This is a genomic window from Sphingomonas sp. CROZ-RG-20F-R02-07, assembly GCF_022662335.1.
GTDB lineage: Bacteria > Pseudomonadota > Alphaproteobacteria > Sphingomonadales > Sphingomonadaceae > Sphingomonas.
This window is the reverse complement of the sequence record NZ_JAKNQJ010000002.1, coordinates 146,613-161,752: the sequence shown is the minus strand read 5'-3', so window position 1 is coordinate 161,752 and position 15,140 is coordinate 146,613. Positions and strand designations below refer to the sequence as shown.

14 protein-coding genes are annotated in these 15,140 nt (G+C 68.9%); 13 read left to right on the top strand and 1 reads right to left on the bottom strand.

Annotated features, from left to right (window positions below; translation table 11 throughout):
- Positions 1 to 3 precede the first annotated feature (3 nt).
- From L8H00_RS04570 to L8H00_RS04535, 8 genes are read left to right on the top strand one after another with little or no spacing between them, the layout of a single operon-like run.
- Positions 4 to 2,139: a chemotaxis protein CheA gene (locus tag L8H00_RS04570; protein WP_242096059.1), complete on the top strand. Its 2,136-nt coding sequence runs from the start codon at positions 4 to 6 to the stop codon at positions 2,137 to 2,139.
- Positions 2,136 to 2,984, top strand: coding sequence for a protein-glutamate O-methyltransferase CheR (locus L8H00_RS04565; RefSeq protein WP_242096058.1), 849 nt, complete (start codon positions 2,136 to 2,138; stop codon positions 2,982 to 2,984). Before L8H00_RS04570 ends, L8H00_RS04565 begins: the two co-directional genes overlap by 4 nt.
- Positions 2,981 to 3,991, top strand: a complete 1,011-nt coding sequence (locus L8H00_RS04560; RefSeq protein WP_242096057.1) for a chemotaxis response regulator protein-glutamate methylesterase — start codon at positions 2,981 to 2,983, stop codon at positions 3,989 to 3,991. Before L8H00_RS04565 ends, L8H00_RS04560 begins: the two co-directional genes overlap by 4 nt.
- On the top strand, positions 3,988 to 4,578 hold the full coding sequence (locus L8H00_RS04555; RefSeq protein ID WP_242096056.1) for a chemotaxis protein CheD: 591 nt from the start codon (positions 3,988 to 3,990) through the stop codon (positions 4,576 to 4,578). Before L8H00_RS04560 ends, L8H00_RS04555 begins: the two co-directional genes overlap by 4 nt.
- Positions 4,579 to 4,589: 11 nt before the next feature.
- Positions 4,590 to 4,955, top strand: a complete 366-nt coding sequence (locus L8H00_RS04550) for a response regulator (RefSeq protein ID WP_242096055.1) — start codon at positions 4,590 to 4,592, stop codon at positions 4,953 to 4,955.
- 14 nt (positions 4,956 to 4,969) lie between these two features.
- Positions 4,970 to 5,404, top strand: a complete 435-nt coding sequence (locus L8H00_RS04545; protein WP_242096054.1) for a chemotaxis protein CheW — start codon at positions 4,970 to 4,972, stop codon at positions 5,402 to 5,404.
- Positions 5,405 to 5,431: 27 nt separating this feature from the next.
- Positions 5,432 to 6,454: a chemotaxis protein CheB gene (locus L8H00_RS04540; protein WP_242096053.1), complete on the top strand. Its 1,023-nt coding sequence runs from the start codon at positions 5,432 to 5,434 to the stop codon at positions 6,452 to 6,454.
- Positions 6,447 to 6,743 (top strand): hypothetical protein, encoded by a 297-nt coding sequence (locus L8H00_RS04535; protein ID WP_242096052.1) that lies wholly within the window; start codon positions 6,447 to 6,449, stop codon positions 6,741 to 6,743. Before L8H00_RS04540 ends, L8H00_RS04535 begins: the two co-directional genes overlap by 8 nt.
- A gap of 21 nt (positions 6,744 to 6,764) precedes the next feature.
- Here the strand turns inward: L8H00_RS04535 and L8H00_RS04530 are convergent, their stop codons facing one another.
- Complete coding sequence (locus tag L8H00_RS04530; RefSeq protein ID WP_242096051.1) at positions 6,765 to 7,799, bottom strand: LacI family DNA-binding transcriptional regulator; 1,035 nt, start codon at positions 7,797 to 7,799, stop codon at positions 6,765 to 6,767.
- Positions 7,800 to 8,025: 226 nt separating this feature from the next.
- On the opposite strand from L8H00_RS04530, the gene L8H00_RS04525 reads away from it, so the two are divergent.
- The 5 genes from L8H00_RS04525 (at position 8,026) to L8H00_RS04505 (ending at position 15,139) form a co-directional block, all read left to right on the top strand.
- The gene (locus tag L8H00_RS04525; RefSeq protein ID WP_242096050.1) at positions 8,026 to 9,171 is read left to right on the top strand and encodes a glycoside hydrolase family 43 protein; all 1,146 of its coding nucleotides are present in this window, start codon (positions 8,026 to 8,028) and stop codon (positions 9,169 to 9,171) included.
- A 4-nt stretch (positions 9,172 to 9,175) separates the two neighbouring features.
- Positions 9,176 to 10,630 (top strand): xylulokinase, encoded by a 1,455-nt coding sequence (xylB, locus tag L8H00_RS04520; protein WP_242096049.1) that lies wholly within the window; start codon positions 9,176 to 9,178, stop codon positions 10,628 to 10,630.
- A 5-nt stretch (positions 10,631 to 10,635) separates the two neighbouring features.
- Entirely contained in the window at positions 10,636 to 11,949 is a 1,314-nt protein-coding gene (gene xylA, locus L8H00_RS04515; RefSeq protein ID WP_242096273.1) for a xylose isomerase, read from the top strand.
- A 110-nt stretch (positions 11,950 to 12,059) separates the two neighbouring features.
- Positions 12,060 to 12,833, top strand: coding sequence for a GDSL-type esterase/lipase family protein (locus L8H00_RS04510; RefSeq protein WP_242096272.1), 774 nt, complete (start codon positions 12,060 to 12,062; stop codon positions 12,831 to 12,833).
- A complete protein-coding gene (locus L8H00_RS04505; protein ID WP_242096048.1) occupies positions 12,830 to 15,139 on the top strand; it encodes a TIM-barrel domain-containing protein in 2,310 nt (769 codons plus the stop codon). The genes L8H00_RS04510 and L8H00_RS04505 overlap by 4 nt, the downstream gene beginning before the upstream one ends.
- Position 15,140: the final 1 nt, after the last annotated feature.

The following is a 15,140-nucleotide window of genomic DNA, read 5'->3' as shown; positions in this document are numbered from 1 at the left end:
CCCGTGCAGCTCGACGAAATCCAGGCGATCTTCTTCCAGGAATGCGAAGAAGGTCTGGCCACCATCGAAACCAGCCTCGCCGATGCGCGCGACGCGACGCCCGATGCGGAGACGATCAACACGATCTTCCGTGCGGTGCACTCGATCAAGGGCGGCGCGGGCGCCTTCGGCTTCGATGCGCTTCAGGGCTTCTCGCATCACCTCGAAACGGTGCTTGACCTCTTGCGCACCGGCGAGCGGGAGCCGACACCCGACCTGATCGCCGTGCTGTTCGCCGCCTTCGACGTGCTGAGCGACCATATCGCCAGCGCGCAGGCCGGCGGCGCCGCGCCCGCGGACGATGCCGTCCTGGCGAGGCTCGCCGCAATCGCGGCAGGCGCGGCACCCGCCGATGCCGGTGACGACGGGGACGCGCCCGCCGCCGAAGCCGAAAGCCCCGCCGATTTCGATCTGGATTTCGATCTGGATTCGCTTCTCGCATCGATCGAACCGCCGGTCCTCGACGAGGCGCCATGGACGATCAGCGTTCATCCCGGCCGCGGCGCGTTCGACAATGGCGGCGATCCCCTGCCGCTGCTGCGCGAATTGATGGCGCTGGGCGGCAGCCTGGTCGATATCGATCTGTCGAAGCTGCCGCCGCTCTCCGCGCTCGCGGTCGACGAGTGCCATCTCGGATGGACGATCGCGGTCCCCAGCCGCGTGGAACGCGACGAGATCGAGGCGGTGTTCGATTTCGTGCCCGACAGCTATCGCATCACCGTCACGGCGGGCGAGCCGCCTGCCGCGATCGCTGACGAGATCCCTGCCTCGAGCGATGCCCAGAGCGGTGCCGCGCCCGCTCCGGTGCTCCAGTCGGAGCCCGTCGCGATCGCGCCGGCCGTACGGCCATCACCCGTCACGGAGGAGCCACCGGCCGATCCGCGCTCCGCCGCCGGCGACGAAGCGGCCAGGGCGGCGGCGGGATCGGCGACGATCCGCGTCGAGCTGGAAAAGCTCGATCGCCTCGTCAATCTGGTTGGCGAACTGGTCATCACGCAGGCGATGCTGGCGCAGCGCCTGTCGCTGCACGGCGCGGGCACGATCGACGAGCTGTCCGACCTCGACCACCTGACGCGCGAGCTTCAGGACAGCGCGATGTCGATCCGCGCGCAACCGGTGAAATCGGTGTTCAGCCGGGTTCCGCGGATCATCCGCGAGCTCGAGGCCGGCACCGGCAAGCGGGTGCGGCTGCAGGTCGAAGGCGAGATGACCGAGGTGGACAAGACCGTGGTCGAACGCATCGGCGAGCCGCTCACGCACATGATCCGCAACGCGGTCGATCACGGGCTCGAGATGCCTGACGAACGCGTGATCGCAGGCAAACCGCCCGAGGGGCTGGTCCGTCTGGCGGCCGAGCACCGTTCGGGCCGGATCGTCATCTCGGTGTCCGACGATGGCCGCGGCATCGATCTGCCGCGCGTCCGCGCCAAGGCGATCGAGCGCGGCATCATATCGGCCGATGCCAATATGTCCGACGAGGAGATCGAGAACCTGATCTTCGCACCCGGCTTTTCCACCGCGGCGACGGTATCGAACATCTCGGGCCGCGGCGTCGGCATGGATGTTGTCCGCCGCAACGTCCAGGCGCTGGGCGGCCGGATCGGCATCACCTCCAAGTTCGGCAAGGGCTCGACCTTCACGCTCACCCTGCCGCTCACGCTCGCGATCCTCGACGGCATGGTCGTCAGCGTCGGATCGCAGACCTATGTCATCCCGCTTGCGCATGTGGTCGAAAGCCTGCGTCCGCAGGCCGGCGACGTGCGGGCGTTCGGCCCCGATGCGGGCGTGCTCGACGTGCGCGGCGCCTATCTGCCGATCCTGCCGGTGGGCAGCCTGTTGGGGGTGGGCGATGCATGCGCCGATCCGACCGAGGCCGTGCTGGTGGTGGTCGAAACCGATGTCGGCCAGGCCATCTTGATGGTCGACGGTATCCAGGATCAGCGCCAGGTGGTGGTCAAGAGCCTGGAGACGAACTTCGCGCCCGTTGCTGGCCTGGCGGGGGCCACGGTGCTCGGCGACGGGCGCGTCGCACTGATCGTCGATGTCGAGACATTGGTCCGCCGTCATCGCGCCGAGCCCAGCCGGCTGCTGGCGGCATGAGCGCCGCCCCCGCCCCGGTCGGCGAATTCACGCTCGACGCCGCCGATTTCACCACCATCGCCCGCATGACGCATGCGCATTCGGGGATCGTGCTGGCCGACGGCAAGCGCCAGCTCGTCTATTCGCGGCTCGCCAAGATCGTCCGTCGGCGCGGCATGAGCGGGTTCGCCGATTATGTCGAACTGCTCCGCAACGATGCCGATGCGCGGCGCGAGGCGATCTTCGCGCTGACTACCAATCACACCAAATTCTTTCGCGAGGACCATCATTTCGCGCATTTCACGACGCATGTCCGCGCCGGCCTGATCGCACAGGCCGAGCGGGGCCGTCCGGTACGGCTATGGTCCTCGGCCAGTTCGAGCGGCGAGGAGCCGTATTCGCTCGCGATGACGCTGCTCGGCGACGACAAGGCGGCGGGCACTCGCCTCGCGAGCCGCGACGTGGCGATCCTCGCCACCGATCTCGCCCCGCACGTTCTCGCGACGGCGTCGGCCGGCCGCTATCCGGTGGCGATGGCGCGCGACATCCCCGAACGCTATCGCCGCACCTGGATGAGCAAAGAGGCGGACGAACTCGTGATGGGCCCCGAACTCAAGCGCGTGCTCGCCTATCGCCGGCTCAACCTGCTCGAAAGCTGGCCGATGAAGGGACGTTTCGACGTGGTGTTCTGCCGCAACGTCATGATCTATTTCGACGAACCGACCAAAGCCCGGCTGATCGAACGGTTTGCGGAGCTGATGGCGCCCGGCAGCTTTCTCTACATCGGCCATTCCGAACGCGTGATCGGCCCGGCGACATCGGCGTTCGAGCCGGTCGGCCAGACGATCTATCGGAGGACCGCATGACCGCACCGATCCGCGTATTGATCGTCGACGATTCCGCCACGATGCGCGGTCTGCTGTCGGCGATGCTGCGCGCCGATCCGGGCATCGCGGTGGTCGGCGAAGCGGCCGACGCGATCGAGGCGCGGCGTCTCATCAAGGCGCTCGATCCCGATGTCGTCACGCTCGATATCGAGATGCCCGGTATGGACGGCATCGCCTTTCTCGAAAAGATCATGGCGCTGCGGCCGATGCCGGTGGTGATCGTGTCCTCGGCGACCGAACGGGGCGCGGCGACGACCGCGCGGGCGCTGGATGCGGGGGCGTTCGCCTGTTTCCTGAAGCCCACCTCGCCCACGGCCACGCCCGGCACCGCCACGCTGCCGCAGGTCGTCCGCGCCGCCGCCGGGGGCAAGCGCGCTACCATCCGGCCGGAACCGCGCCCGGCGCGCGCGGGCGCCGGCGACCGCGCCGCGCTGATCGCGATCGGCGCCTCGACCGGGGGGGTCGAGGCGCTGCTCGAGGTGATCGGCGGCTTTCCCGCGAACTGCCCGCCGACCGTCATCGTCCAGCACATGCCCGCGATGTTCACCGCCAGCTTCGCGATCCGGCTCGACCGTTTCTGCCCGCCCACCGTCTGCGAGGCGCGGACGGGGATGATCCTGAAGCCGGGTCACGTCTATCTCGCGCCGGGCGGAGAGCGTCACATGGAGGTGATCGGCGCCGCCGCGCCGCGCATCCGGCTGTTCTCCGGCGATCTCGTCAGCGGCCATCGCCCGTCCGTGGACGTGCTGTTCCGCTCGGTCGCGCGGCTCGGCCTGCCGGCCGTGGGCGTGCTGCTCACCGGCATGGGGGCGGACGGCGCCGTCGGGCTGGCCGAGATGCGCCAGTCCGGCGCGCGGACGATCGGCCAGGACGAGGCGACCAGCGTCGTCTACGGCATGCCCGCCGTCGCCTTCGCCGCCGGTGCGGTCGAGGCGCAACTGGCGCTGCCGCGGATCGCCGACGTCGCGATCGGAATGGCGGCATGACCGCGCCCCTTCCCGGAGCCAAGCGCCAGCCGGCGCTGCGCGGCGATGGCTTCCGCCATGTCGGCATCGTCCAGGGCGAACGCGGCGTCTCCGCCGATCCGCAGGTGATGTTCAGCACGATCCTCGGCAGTTGCGTCGCGGCCTGCCTGTTCGATCCCGAAGCGGGCATCGGTGGCATCAACCACTTCCTGCTCGGCGAACCCCAGCCCGGGCAGACGATCGATCCGGCCGCGGCGCACCGTTACGGCGTCCATGCGATGGAGCTGCTCATCAACGAGATGCTGCGTCACGGCGCGCGGCGCGAGCGGCTGCGCGCGCATCTCTACGGCGGTGCCAATCTCCATGCCGGCATGCGCGCGATCGGTTCGGCCAATGCCGATTTCGCGGTGCGCTTCCTCCAGCAGGATCGCATCCCGCTGGTCGTCAGCGATCTCGGCGGCCGCTCGGCCCGACGGCTCGAATTCCAGGCCGCGCTCGGCCGTTCGCGGGCGCGGCTGGTTCAAGACTCCGTGGCGCCGGTCACCCGCCGCGCGCCCCCTGCCCCGCTTCCCGCCGCCGCTGCCAGCGGCGAGCTCGATCTCTTCTGAAGGACGGCCCCATGACTCGAACGATTTTGACCGTCGACGATTCGCCCAGCATGCGGGCGCTGCTCCGCATGGCGCTCGTCGGCGACGGCTATGCGGTCGCCGCGGCGGAGGACGGCGTCGACGCGATGGACAGGATCGACGAGGCCGCGCCCGATCTCGTCATCACCGACATCAACATGCCCCGGATGGACGGTTTCGGCCTGATCGGCGCGGTGCGCGCGCATCCGCGCTGGTCCAACCTGCCCATCCTCGTGCTGTCGACCGAATTCTCCGACGAGAAGAAGCAGCGCGCGCGCGTGGCCGGTGCGACCGGCTGGATCGTCAAGCCATTCGACCCCGCCAAACTCAATGCGGCCGTCCGCCGCGTCCTCGTCTAACCGGAAGGCATGCCATGACCCGTCAGCTCATCACCTTCGAACTCGGCGACCAGTCGCTGGGTATCGACATCATGGCCATTCGCGAGATCCGCGCCTGGTCCCCCGCCACCCCCCTGCCCAACGTGCCCGCGCATGTCCGCGGCGTCGTCAACCTGCGCGGCGTCGTCCTGCCGGTGCTCGATCTGCGCATGCGGCTCGGCTGGGGCCTGACCGATCCCACCGCACGCCACGTCATCATCGTCGTGCGCATCGGCGAGCAGTTGCAGGGCGTGATCGTCGATGCGGTGAACGACATCGTCACCATCCGCCCCGAGGACATGCAGCCGCTGCCCGACGTCGGATCGACCCAGGCGGCCGCGCTGCTCGACGGTCTGGCGACCGTCGAAGACCGGATGATCCTGGTGCTCGATCTGGAACGCCTCGCTCCACCCCAGGCCGAAGCCGCGTGAACTCCCGTAATCGCAAGGAAATGTGACATGGCCAAAGCCAGAGTATTGGTCGTCGACGATTCGATGACGATGCGCATGATGGTTGCCGGCATCCTGGAAAAGGACAAGGACATCCAGGTCGTCGGCATGGCGGACGGGGCGGAGGAGGCGCGCGCGATGGTGCGCGACCTGAAGCCCAACGTCATGACGCTGGACGTCGAAATGCCGGGCATGAACGGTATCGATTATCTGGCCGAGATCATGGAGACCGCGCCGATGCCGGTCATCATGTTCTCCACCTTGACGGCCAAGGGCGCGGAAAGCTCGATCGAGGCGCTGAGGTTGGGCGCTCTCGACTGCTATCCCAAGCCCACCCGCGCCACGCCCGACGAGATGCAGGCCGCGTTCGGCAAGCTGAGCAAGACGATCAAGGAAGCGCCCAAGCGGTTCGCCGAACTGAACGACGGGCCGTCGGCATCGGCCGCGAAGCGCGCCTCCGCGACCGGCGCGTTCGCGTGGAACGGCACGATCGTGACCGTCGGCGCCGACGTGGCGAGCACCAAGCCGCTGTTCGACCTGTTGGGGCGCTGGCCGGCCGACGGCCCCCCCGTCATGGTGGTGCAGCATATGCGCCCCGAGCTGGCGGACGGCATGATCGCCAAATTGTCCGATTCGGTGGCGCCGCGCGTCGTCGAGGCGAGCGATGGCCTGAAGGTCGAGCAGGGGATGATCGTCTTCTGCCGCCCTGGCACGCACCACGTCTATATCGACGCGTGGCCGGGCGGCACGATCCGCCTGCTCGACAAGCCGCCCTTTGCCGGGCAGCGTCCATCGATCTCGCTGATGATGGCGACGCTGGCCAAGAGCGCCGCGGCCAAGACGATCGGCGTGCTGCTCGCGGGCGGCGAGGATGGCCAGCAGGGCGCCGCAGCGCTGCGGGCGGCGCGGGCCTGCGCGATCGCCCCCGCCGAGGACGGGTCGGGCAAGCTCGAACTCGGGCGCGGCATGGCGGTGCAGCCGATCAAATCGAGCGACATCGCGGAGACGGTGCTTGGCATGTGCCGTGGTTGAGCCCGACTATGTCGCCCTGGCGCAGGCGCTCGCCGACGAACTCGACCGGGCGCGGCGCACGCTCGAGGAATTCGCGATGCAGCTATGCCTCGATCCGGTGGTGTTCGCGCGGCATCCGGGGCCGCTCCAGCAATTCGACGGCGTGGCGCAGTCCATCGGCGAAGTCGCCACGTTCCTGCGCCACGAAGGACATCCCGCCGTGGCGATCGACGCGGTGCGGCTGGAGGTGATGCGCGACCGGCTGGCGGCGTGCCACGCGGCGCCGATCGCGGGCGCACCGCACGCCTGAAGCGCCGGGCTTTCCGCGGACCTACGGCGTCGGCACGCGACCGGCCCGGCTGTGATGGCCGAGCGCATCGCGTGGCGGCGCGTCGGACTGGCGGTGGACGAGCGTGAAGTCGAGCAGGCCGACCGCTCCCGTGACTGGCATGGGCTCCCCGCGGATCGCGGCGGCGAGCAGTTCGATGGAGAGCCGCGCCATGTCGGCGATCGGCTGGCGGATCGTCGTCAGTTCCGGCCAGATCGCGGTCGCCAGCGTCGTGTCGTCGAAGCCGACGACCGTGAGACTCTCCGGCACGTCCAGCTCGTAACGATGCGCCACCGCGATCACCGCCGCCGCCATATCGTCGTTGGATGCGAAGATCGCGCTCGGACGATCCGTCACCGCGAACAGCCGCTCGGCCGCTTCGAGGCCCGAACGATAGGTATACAGGCCCTCGACGATCAGCGCCGCGTCGATCGGCAGGCCCGCCGTCGCCAGCGCGTCGCGATAGCCCTCCAGGCGAAGCGCCGAGGCCGACAGATTGGGATCGCCCGCGACGAAGCCGATCCGCTGGTGCCCCAGCGCCAGCAGATGCTCCGTCATCCGGCAGGCGGCGAGCCGGTCGTCGATCGCCACCGCGCGCTGATCGCCGGCATGACGCCTGGTGCCCAGCAACGCCGCCGGAATGCCGGCGTTCTGGAAGACATCGAGCACCGGCTGCATCTCGCACAGCGGCGGGGTGAGCACGACGCCGTCGATGCCGTCGCGCACCAGCCGCGCCGCGATCTCCGCCTCGCGGTCGCCGGATTCGCATTTCTCGAACACGATCTGCACGTTGCGCCGCGTCGCCTCGTCGAGGCTGCCGATCAGGAATTCGCCGATGAAACCGGCGCTGGGATTGGCATAGAGCAGCCCGATCCGGCTCTGGGTCGCGCCGGCCAGACGGCGGGCGGCCTGGTTCGGCGCGTAGTTGAGTTCGCTGATCGCCGCGTTGACGATCTCGCGCGTGGCGGGGCGAACATTGGTTTCGGCGTTGATGACCCGCGAGACGGTCATCGGCGACACGCCGGCATGTCGCGCCACATCGGTGATCGTCGGCGCGCCGAGTTGACGGCCGCGGGGCTTGGATATCGCCAGGGTTGCTCTCCGGACAGGAACCCTGTCCTTACACGGAGCACCCCGCGCAATGCAAGAAATCGGCCGCAAAACCGGGCAATTCCCGCACGCCGCTTGCATGCCCCGCCCGCGACGTTATTGGTAGCGCTACCGGATATCCCCTGCAGAAGGGTGCCGGAAAGGAGACCGACTGATGCCCCGACAGACCATCCGCCGCGCGATCGGTGCGCTCGCGCCCCTGGCCCTGACGCTCGTGCCCACGGCGACGCTGCTCGCCCAATCCGCGCCGCCGCTCACCCCCGCGGGCAAGCCCGTGCCCGAGACGGCGCCCGATGGTCGGCATTATCTGTCGCAACCGCTGACGACGCAGATCTACACCGCCGATCCGTCCGCGCACGTCTTCGCCGGCAAGATCTACGTCTATCCCAGCCACGACGTACCGACCGACATTCCCGACGACGATCTCGGCAACGAATATGCGATGCACGATTATCGCGTGCTGGGCATGGACCGGATCGGCGGCCCCGTCACGGTCGGCCCGGTGGCGCTCGACGTGAAGGACGTGCCCTGGGCCTCCAAGCAGATGTGGGCGCCCGACGCGGCCTATCGCAACGGCACCTATTATCTCTATTTCCCGGCGCGCGACCGTGTGCTCGACAAGAACGGTCTCGGCACCTTCCGCATCGGCGTGGCGACCGCCAGAAACCCGATGGGCCCCTTCAAGGCGGAGGCCGCGCCGATTCCCGGCAGCTTCTCGATGGACCCCGCGGTCTTCACCGATGCGGACGGCCGCACCTTCATGTATTTCGGCGGCATCTGGGGCGGCCAGCTCCAGCGCTGGGCGAGCGGGCGGTTCGATCGCAACGGCAGCGACACCGATCTTCACCGCGACGACCAGCCCGCGCTGTCGGGCAAGGTCGTGCGGATGAACCCGGACATGAAGACCTTCGCGGAGAAGCCGCGCGATGCGGTGATCCTCGATCCCGCGACCGGCAAGCCGGTGCTCGGCGGCGCGCACGACAAACGGTTCTTCGAGGCATCCTGGGTGTTCCGCCGCAACGGCCTCTATTATTACACCTACTCGACCGGCGACACGCATTTCCTGAACTATGCGACGGGCAGCAACCCTTACGGGCCCTTCACCTATCGCGGCCACATCCTGAAGCCGGTACAGGGCTGGACGACACACCACTCGATCATCGAATGGAACGGCAAATGGTGGCTCTTCTATGCCGACACGCAGATGTCGAACCGGAACCATCTGAGGAACGTCAAGGTCACCGAACTTCACTTCGATCCCGACGGCACGATCCCGGCAATCGATCCGCTGGTGAACTGATCCGATGTTTCTAGGCATCGATATCGGCACTTCGGGTGTCAAGGCGGTCGTCCTCGACGCGGCGGGCGTGGTGGTCGGCCAGGGCGTGGCCGCGCTCACCGTCCAGCGGCCATCGGCCTTGTGGTCGGAACAGGACCCGGACGCATGGTGGCAGGCGACCACGGCGGCGGTGCAGGCGATCGACCCGGCGGTGCGGCGCGCGGTACGCGGCGTGGGGCTGGCCGGGCAGATGCACGGCGCGACCTTGCTGGGCGCGGACGACCGGCCGCTGCGGCCCGCGATCCTGTGGAACGACGGGCGCAGCGCCGCCGAATGCGCGACGCTGGAGGCGGCCTGCCCGACGCTGCGCGCCGTGACCGGCAACATCGCGATGCCGGGGTTCACCGCCCCCAAGCTGCTCTGGGTGAAAGACCATGAGCCCGAGGTCTTCGCGCAGGTGGCGACCGTGCTGCTGCCGAAGGACTATGTCCGGCTGCGGATGACGGGCGACCGCGCGTCGGACCTGTCGGACAGCGCGGGCACCTTGTGGCTCGATGTCGCCGGGCGGCGCTGGAGCGACACGGTGCTCGCCGCCTGCGGCATGAGCGAGGCGCAGATGCCGCGCCTGTATGAGGGCACCGAGATCACCGGCCGGCTGCGCGCCGAGGTCGCCGAGCTATGGGGTATGGGCGCGGTGCCGGTGGCGGCGGGCGGTGGCGACAATGCCGCCGGCGCGGCGGGCGTCGGCGTCGTGCGCGACGGCGATGCGCTGCTGTCGCTCGGCACGTCGGGCGTCATCTTCGTCGCGACGGACGGGTTCCGCCCCAATCCCGCGCGCGCCGTCCACGCCTTCTGTCATTGCCTGCCGGGGCTGTGGCACCAGATGAGCGTGCATCTGTCGGCAGCCTCGTGCATCGACTGGGTCGCGCGGCTGACCGGCACGAGCGGCGCGGCCGAGCTGTTCGCGCGCGCCGAGGCGAGCGGGCCCGCCGGCGGCCCCGAACTGTTCCTGCCCTATCTCTCGGGCGAGCGGACGCCGCACAACGACGTGGCCGTGCGCGGTGCCTTTCTCCAGCTCGACAACGAGACCGATACGCCGCGGCTCGCACAGGCGGTGCTCGAAGGCGTGGCCTTCGCGCTCGCCGACGGCCTCGACGCGCTGACGGATGCGGGCACCCGGATCGAGCGGCTCGCGGTGATCGGCGGCGGCGCGCGCTCCTCCTATTGGGGCCGCATCATCGCCGCCGCACTGGAGACGCCGCTCGTCTATCTGGAGGGCGGCGAGGTCGGGCCGGCGCTCGGCGCCGCACGGCTGGCGCAGATCGCGGTCGACGGCGGCGATCCCGCCAGCGTCTGCGCGGCGCCGCCGATCAGCCACGTCATCGAACCCGATCCGACGCTGATCGCGCGGCTCGCTCCCAAGAAACACCAGTTTCGCGCCGCGTACCCGCGGATCGCACCCAACACGAAAGGCATTTGACCCACATGGCGACCGACTATTTCGCGGACATCCCGCAGATCACGTACAAGGGCCCCGACAGCGACGACGATCTCGCCTATCGCTGGTACGACAAGAACCGCGTCGTGCTCGGCAAGACGATGGCAGAGCATCTGCGCTTCGCCGTGTGCATGTGGCATACATTCTGCTGGCCGGGCAGCGACGTGTTTGGCCCCGGCACGTTCGACCGGCCCTGGGCGGCGCATGCGCATACGCCCGAAGGCGCGGCGATGAAGCGCGCCGCGGCGTTCGACTTCATCCGCCGCCTCGACGTGCCCTTCTACTGCTGGCATGACGTCGACGTTTCGGCGCACGCGACCAACGTCGCCGAATATGGCCGCTATTTCGGCCAGGCGGTCGATCATCTCGAAACGCTGCAGGCGGACAGCGGCGTCAAGCTGCTCTGGGGCACCGCCAACCTGTTCAGCGATCCGCGCTATGCCGCGGGCGGCGCCAGCAATCCCGATCCCGAGGTCTATGCCTGGGGCGCGATGCAGGTCCGCGCCGCGCTGGAGGCGACGCATCGGCTCGGCGGCGCGAACTACGTGCTGTGGGGCGGCCGCGAGGGTTACGAGACGCTGACCAACACCGACATGAAGCGCGAGCTCGACAATCTCGGCCGCTTCCTGTCGCAGGTGGTCGAGCACAAGCACAGGATCGGCTTCACCGGCGCGATCCTGATCGAGCCCAAGCCGTTCGAGCCGACCAAGCACCAGTACGACTTCGACACGGCGACGGTGTACGGCTTCCTGAAACGCTACGGCCTTGAGAACGAGGTGCGCGTCAACATCGAGGCCAACCACGCGACGCTCGCCAGCCACACGTTCGAGCATGAGATCGCCACCGCCGCCGCGCTCGGCATCTTCGGGTCGATCGACGCCAATCGCGGCGATTACCAGAATGGCTGGGACACCGACCAATTCCCCAATTCGGTCGAGGAGCTGACGCGCGCGACGCTGGAGATCGTGCGCGCCGGCGGGTTCACCACCGGCGGGTTCAACTTCGATGCCAAGGTGCGGCGCCAGTCGATCGACGCGGTCGACCTGTTCCACGGCCATATCGGCGGCATCGATGCGGTGGCCAAGTCGCTGCTGAACGCCGCGGCGATCATCGAGGACGGCCGGATCGACGCCTTCAAGAAGGAGCGCTATGCCGGATGGGACGGTGAACTCGGCCGGATGATCCATGCCGACGGCACGGGTCTCGCCGAGATCGCCGATCTGGCGATCGCGCGCGGGCTGGATCCCAAGCCCCGTTCGGGCCGGCAGGAATGGCTGGAGAATCTGCTCAACCGCTTCTGAGACCGATGGGCGCGCGATTCCCCGCGCGCCCACCCGACCGCTACGCCGCGGGCCGAAGGAAAAGCGCCGTGACGAGGATGACGATGCCGATGATACGCCCGATCGCTGCGCTGGCCGCAGCCTCCCTGATCGCCCCGCTGGTCCCCCTGTCCGCCGCTGCCGCGCAGGTCAGCGCGGCGGGCGACCCGTTCGCCGGGGACCCGATCGGGATCGTCGCCCAGCCCTGCCCCGCCCATGCCGCGGTCGGATGGGCAGAAGAGCAGCTTCATAACCTGACCCGCGATTTCGGCCAGCTATGTCGCTACGCCGCCGCCAACGCCGCGCTGAGGGAACGGCCGCGCGTCGTGTTCGCCGGCGATTCGATCACCGACAATTGGATCGGCGCGGATCCCGGCTTCTTCACGCACGGGATCGTCGATCGCGGCATCGGCGGCCAGACGAGCACGCAGCTTCTCGTGCGCTTCCGCCAGGACGTGATCGATCTACGCCCCCGCGCCGTCCACATCATGATCGGCACGAACGACATCGCGGGCAACACCGGCGCGGCGACGATCGAGACCGTGGAGGGCCATATCGCGACGATGGCCGAACTCGCGCGGCTGCATGGCATCCGGGTGATCCTCGCCTCGATCCCGCCCGCCGCCGCCTTTCCCTGGGCGAAGGACAAGCGGCCGGTGGCGCAGATCGCCGCGCTCAACCGCTGGATCGCCGCCTATGCCGCGCGCGAGGGGTTCGTCTGGATCGATTACCATCCCGTGCTCGCCACGCCCGAGGGCGGCATGAAGCCCGGCCTTGCCAGCGACGGCGTGCATCCGACCGCGGCGGGTTATGCCGTGATGCGGCCCCTGGCGGAAGCGGCGATCCAGCGGGCGCTGGCCCGATGAGGCGCCTGCTCGCCGTCGCCGCGCTGCTGCTCGCGACCAACGCGGGCGCCGCCCCGCTCGCCACGCTCGACCGCAACGGCGCGATGGTGTCGATCGAGCCCTATGGCCCGGGGATCGTCCGCGTGACGATCGCGACCGAGCGGGCACAGGCGGAAAGCGCGCCTGGCTATGGCATCACCGGCAAGCCCGATGCCGCCGGCTGGACGCACCGCGCCGATGCGACCGGCGACGTGTTCGCCGCGGCGGGATTGCGCGTAACCGTCGCCGCCCAGCCCTGGCCCAAGCCGCCGAGCCAGATGGAGCGCTATTTCGCGCCGTCGCTGCCGCCGGTCGCGATCGACCTGTCGCTACCCGATGGCCGCCCCCTCACCCGCATGACCGGCTGGGAAATGGCGCCGCACGACGTCGCGGGCGAGCATAGTTTCCGCGTTGGGGCGGCCTTCGCCGACACCCCCGACACGCATTATTACGGCCTCGGCCAATATCAGGACGGGGTGCTGGATCTGCGCGGCCGCACGATCGACTGCCGCCACGATTATGATCGCCCGTCCGGCGAGGCGGTGTGCGTGCCGTTCATGGTGACGGACAAGGGCTATGCGATCCTGTGGGACAATCCGTCCGCCACGACCGTCTCACCGGGCCTGCACGATGCGACCCGGTTCCAGTCGAACGTCGGCGAGCGCGTGTCGTTCTTCGTCGTCGCGGGCCGAACGGCGGACGAACTCTATGCCGGCTATGCCCGGCTGACGGGACGAACGCCGCTGCCCCCCAAGGCCGCGTTCGGGCTGATCCAGAGCAAGGCCCGTTACGAGACGCAGGGCGAACTCCTCGCCGTCGCGGATGGCTATCGCAAACGCGGCCTGCCGCTAGACGTGATGGTGCTCGACTGGTTCTACTGGACGCGGATGGGCCAGCTCGACATCGATCGCACCGCCTTTCCCGATCCCGCGGGCATGAACCGGCACCTCCACGATGCGGGGATGCGCAGCATCGTCAGCATCTGGCCGCGTTTCGAAAAGGAAAGCCGCTATTTCAACGATCTCGCGGCCAAGGGCTGGCTGCTGAAGGACAAGGAGGGCAAGCCCGTCGACGGTCTGCCCGTTCGTTCCGACCGCGCGGGCGGCTTGATCGACTCGACCAACCCCGACGCGCGCGGGTGGTATTGGGGCAAGATCCGCGACAATATCTTCAGCCAGGGCTTCGACTATGCGTGGCTCGACGAGACCGAGCCCGACCTGGTGCCAGACGGCTTTTTCTACGCGATCGGATCGGGCGATCGTTACCACAATGTCTTTCCGCTGCTCCACACCGCCGCCGTCGCCGACGGCTCGGCGCGCGATCGGCCGGATTTCCGCAACCTGATCCTGTGCCGCGCCGCCTATCTGGGCGCGCAGGCCAATGGCTGCCTGTTCTGGTCGTCCGACGTGCAGTCGACCTGGGACGCACTCCGGCGCCAGGTGCCGGCGGGGCTGGGCATGACGGCGAGCGGCATCGCCTATTGGTCGAGTGACACCGGCGGCTGGCAATGGCCGAACGGCCCGGCGGCGCAGCATCCGGTGCTGGTCGATCCCGCCGGGGCGACCGCAATGGCGCCCTCCTATCGCGACTATCCCGAACTGTTCGTCCGCTGGTTCGAGTATAACGCCTTCACCCCCACGCTGCGCATCCATGGCCAGCGGCCCGGCACCGCGCTGTGGGACTATGGCGCCGCGGCCGAGCCCATCCTCGCGAGCATCCTGAAGCTGCGATACAGTCTCGTTCCCTATCTCTACGCGCTCGGGCACGCGACGTTCGAGAGCGGCGCACCGTTCATGCGCGCGCTGTTCATGGACTTCCCTGCCGATACGACCGCCAAGACGCTGACGGACGAATATATGTTCGGCCCCGCCTTCCTCGTCGCGCCGGTCACCGAGCAGGGTGCGACCGAGCGGCGCGTCTATCTTCCCGCGGGGACCGACTGGTATGACTGGTGGACCGACGAACGCCATACCGGCGGCGCGTGGATCACGGCGGCGGCGCCGATCGGCCACATCCCGCTGTTCGTCCGCGCGGGATCGATCGTGCCGATCGGCGTGCCCGTGCCGAGCACCGCGACCGCGCAACCGCTGGCGCGCGTGCGCGTCTATCCCGGTCGCGACGCGCGCTTCACGCTGTACGACGATGATGGCACCAGCAACGCGTATCGGCACGGCGGCGGCCGCTCAACGACGCTGATATGGAACGATGCGGACCGGCGGCTGACCGCGAGCGGGCGTTTGCCGACCGGACAGGCGCTGGCACCGCTGGTGACGGTGGTGGGACGGTAGC

Coding starts and splice junctions, on each gene's coding strand:
- L8H00_RS04565 (WP_242096058.1), top strand. CDS start 2,136: ATGAGCGCCGCCCCCGCCCCGGTCGGCGAATTCACGCTCGACGCCGCC.
- L8H00_RS04560 (WP_242096057.1), top strand. CDS start 2,981: ATGACCGCACCGATCCGCGTATTGATCGTCGACGATTCCGCCACGATG.
- L8H00_RS04555 (WP_242096056.1), top strand. CDS start 3,988: ATGACCGCGCCCCTTCCCGGAGCCAAGCGCCAGCCGGCGCTGCGCGGC.
- L8H00_RS04550 (WP_242096055.1), top strand. CDS start 4,590: ATGACTCGAACGATTTTGACCGTCGACGATTCGCCCAGCATGCGGGCG.
- L8H00_RS04545 (WP_242096054.1), top strand. CDS start 4,970: ATGACCCGTCAGCTCATCACCTTCGAACTCGGCGACCAGTCGCTGGGT.
- L8H00_RS04540 (WP_242096053.1), top strand. CDS start 5,432: ATGGCCAAAGCCAGAGTATTGGTCGTCGACGATTCGATGACGATGCGC.
- L8H00_RS04525 (WP_242096050.1), top strand. CDS start 8,026: ATGCCCCGACAGACCATCCGCCGCGCGATCGGTGCGCTCGCGCCCCTG.
- xylB (WP_242096049.1), top strand. CDS start 9,176: ATGTTTCTAGGCATCGATATCGGCACTTCGGGTGTCAAGGCGGTCGTC.
- xylA (WP_242096273.1), top strand. CDS start 10,636: ATGGCGACCGACTATTTCGCGGACATCCCGCAGATCACGTACAAGGGC.
- L8H00_RS04505 (WP_242096048.1), top strand. CDS start 12,830: ATGAGGCGCCTGCTCGCCGTCGCCGCGCTGCTGCTCGCGACCAACGCG.